We start from the raw sequence: 3,244 nt of genomic DNA on the forward strand, positions 1-3,244 counted from the left end.
TTCAGCAATTCACAAAAAAGATGGTTACTCGTATGGATTTTCAAACTATTTTGACGGCGATTGAAATCGCCTGCGCCTTACCCCCATGCATAAATGCAGGGGCTTCCACGGCGCGAGGAATTTGGTGAACGAGGTAACACTGCAATGCAGCGGATGAACGAAAGCTTTTGGTGCCATTCTTAGTAAACGTGGGAATCATAACTAATTAGCCGGACATGATATTACACACTTCCTAGCAGCTTAGTCTCCCAAACTCAAAATACCTTGGTCTGCATCCAAAGTTGCCAATACACCTACTGGTAAAGCTGCATTCGGTCCATCATGACCAAAAGGCAAGTCGGAGACGACGGGAATGCCCAAATCGCCCAAGCGATCGCGCAACACTTCCTCAACACTAAAGCTGGGAACGTTTGGTGGCGGTTCACAACGGCTAAAGCTACCCAGTGCAATCCCACGGACTTTTGATAAAGCACCGCTCATCCGCCACTGTGTCAACATTCGGTCGATGCGGTAGGGAGCTTCTGTCACATCCTCGAATGCCAAAATCACTCCATCCATATCTGGTAACATTGGCGTACTGAAAAGATGGGTTGCCACTGTAAGATTACCAGGTAATAAGATACCAGTTGCAACACCTCCACCCCAACCACAACCCTTTAGAGGGGGAAGAGGGCGACCTTCTACGCAATCAAATAACCTTTGAATTGACCAATCTGGTTCTGAGGCGAGAGTTGTCAGTACGGGACCATGTACGCTGGAAATTCCTGCTGTGTAAAGGCTCCACAAAAGCGCGGTGATGTCAGAAAAACCAATGAGCCATTTTGGCAGTGCTGAGTTTTCTGAATCCTGCCAAGTCCAATTTTCTAAAATGCGGGTGCTACCAAAACCGCCTCTAGCACAGAGAATACCGCGACACTCTGGTTCGTTCCATGCTGTTGCTAGGCGATCGCGACGGCTTTCGTCTTTACCTGCTAAATATCCCCATTTGTCATCTATCTCTGGTATTACTTCTACTTGATAACCACGCGATCGCCAAATTTCCACTCCTTTTTGGAAACCCTCAAATTCTCGCAAAGCACCACTTGGCGCAACGACTTGTAGTAAGTCACCAGGTTTGAGAGGTGGTGGAACAATTTTAGATTTTAGATTTTGGATTTTGGATTGCATTAATAAACCTCTTGCATATATATTATTTCGTCTGTAGCTCTACGCTCTAGACGCAAAGAAAAAGTTCGGCAGTGCAAGTTGATTGACAAGTCACTTAAGAGGCGAAAATCAAAAGTTTAAAATTTGCATGAACCATTGTTCAAAGCGATCGCCCAAAGCTTCCAGAGAAAATTCGGTTTCTGCGGAGGCGCGACAGGTTTGACGGTTGATTTCATCCAAGCGGGAAACAGCATCGACTAACCCAGGAATACTATCAGGTTCTACCAAAAACCCCGTTTTGCCATCTTTAACGATTTCCGCTGGACCACCGCGACGATAGGAAATCACGGGGACTCCACAGGCGAGTGCTTCTATTGCGACATTTCCGAATGCTTCCACCCAACGGTGTGTCATCAATAACGCCCGACACTCACGCACAACTTGCTGCATTTGGGAAGTTGATAGAAATCCTAGATACTCAAAAGGTGCATTTGGGTAATTCTGGCAAATCTGCTGCCAGTATGATTCATCTTGAAGTTTACCCATAATTTTTAATGGAATATTGGTGATTTGCGCCACAGATACCGCATCTTCCAAACCTTTCTCTGGGGAAATTCGACCTACCCAAGCTAACTGTTGTTTTGGTTGGGCGCAAAACTCATACAGCGAGACATCAATTCCATTACTTAAACAAAAAATCTGCTGGTCAAGAGCAAAAGTGGCAGCTTGTGCGAGGCTATGAAAGCCAATCGTACCAGGAAATTGCTTTGCAACTTGTCTAATAATTTCGTCTAAAGCGTTACTCAGCGAACCCATGCTAATTAAGTGGGCGATGGGACGTTGAAAAAAAGGTGTTAAGTACAACGGCAACCAATCATAAGCAAAGTTGACAATCAAATCGTACTCACCTTGAACCTGACGAGCATAATCCCACATATTCGCCAGCACGGAATTTTCTGGCATGGTAATAGGATCTGTGCGTTCCTGACTTTGGGCAATGATTTGTAAATTGCCAGGAATTTGCACAATTGGTAAAGAATCCCATGTGGAACCAGAAGGGGCAATGATTTGCAATTTATGACCACGCCGGATCATTTCTTGGGCGATGTTGTGTAACGTCAATTCCACACCACCGCCAAGTCCAGTACCAAGTGGTCCAACGGGCGTGGAGACAAAGAGGAGTCTAAGAGGTTTGGAAGTCATCCGCAGAAGGTATTTTTAACTACTTTATGTAACAATACGGTTCAGTGAAGGATTTTTAGTGAGATTTGGTGATGGTGTAGAGACGCGCCATGGCGCGTCTTTACATTGCTAGCTTGTAGTAAGCGCTTTAGCGCTAAAGCGCTACTACATACCTTTAACACGTAAGGTGGGCAGTGCGAACGCAAAACCCGGATGTAGTCGGCAAAATACAGTAAGCACTGCCCACCCTACAATACTCAAATTGTCTTTAATTTTGAATTTTGTGCCTCCTGCGGAGGAGCTGCGCTAACGCGTAGCGTGTCCGCAGGACATATTTTGAATTTTGAATTTTGAATTGTTAACGCCACCATCGTGCCACATTTGAGATAGCACAACTCACTTCTGCTATTGCTTGCTGACCTCCTAATGCAAAAATAACTGGAACTAGTTTCTCTATGTCACTCAATAAATTCCGACGAGTACGGAGAGAGAGCTCATGAAGTGTCTGCCCCCAGACTGGAAAAAGTAGAGTTGTTGGTATCTTTGACAAAGGGAGAGCTAAGGCTGCTAGTGCCTCGGCGCGAGATTCCTCATCCTGAATCAGTTTTGCCGCAGCCAGTGCTTCGGGTAATAAATCAATTGGCAGTTTGTCGGCTAAGGCTGCTAGTGCCGTGGCGCGATGATACTCATCCTGAATCAGTTTTGCCGCAGCCAGTGCTTCGGGTAATAAATGGGATGGCAGTTTGTCGGCTAAGGCTGCTAGTGCCAAGGCGCGATATCTCTCATCCTGAATCAGTTTTGCCGCAGCCAGTGCTTCGGGTAATACGGATGGCAGTTTGTCGGCTAAGGCTGCTAGTGCCGAGGCGCGATATCTCTCATCCTGAATCAGTTTTGCCGCAGCCAGTGCTTCGGGTAA

The 3,244-nt window shown here is 46.1% G+C and carries 2 protein-coding genes and 1 pseudogene; all 3 read right to left on the reverse strand.

Annotation, left to right across the window (positions count from 1 at the left end; genetic code table 11):
• Positions 1-240 precede the first annotated feature (240 nt).
• Positions 241-1,167 carry a S66 peptidase family protein gene (locus ACM0OZ_RS48305; protein ID WP_414590068.1) on the reverse strand — a complete coding sequence of 309 codons (927 nt, stop codon included), beginning with the start codon at positions 1,165-1,167 and terminating at the stop codon, positions 241-243.
• 108 nt (positions 1,168-1,275) lie between these two features.
• Positions 1,276-2,349: a glycosyltransferase family 4 protein gene (locus ACM0OZ_RS48310; RefSeq protein WP_414590069.1), complete on the reverse strand. Its 1,074-nt coding sequence runs from the start codon at positions 2,347-2,349 to the stop codon at positions 1,276-1,278.
• 337 nt (positions 2,350-2,686) lie between these two features.
• A pseudogene (locus ACM0OZ_RS48315) lies at positions 2,687-3,244 on the reverse strand (hypothetical protein); the annotation flags it as partial.

The sequence above is a fragment of the Scytonema sp. PCC 10023 genome (assembly GCF_963920835.1).
Taxonomy (GTDB): domain Bacteria; phylum Cyanobacteriota; class Cyanobacteriia; order Cyanobacteriales; family Nostocaceae; genus Kalymmatonema.

Excerpts from the sequence above, each read along its gene's own strand:
- ACM0OZ_RS48305 (WP_414590068.1), bottom strand. The coding sequence starts at position 1,167 with ATGCAATCCAAAATCCAAAATCTAAAATCTAAAATTGTTCCACCACCT.
- ACM0OZ_RS48310 (WP_414590069.1), bottom strand. The coding sequence starts at position 2,349 with ATGACTTCCAAACCTCTTAGACTCCTCTTTGTCTCCACGCCCGTTGGA.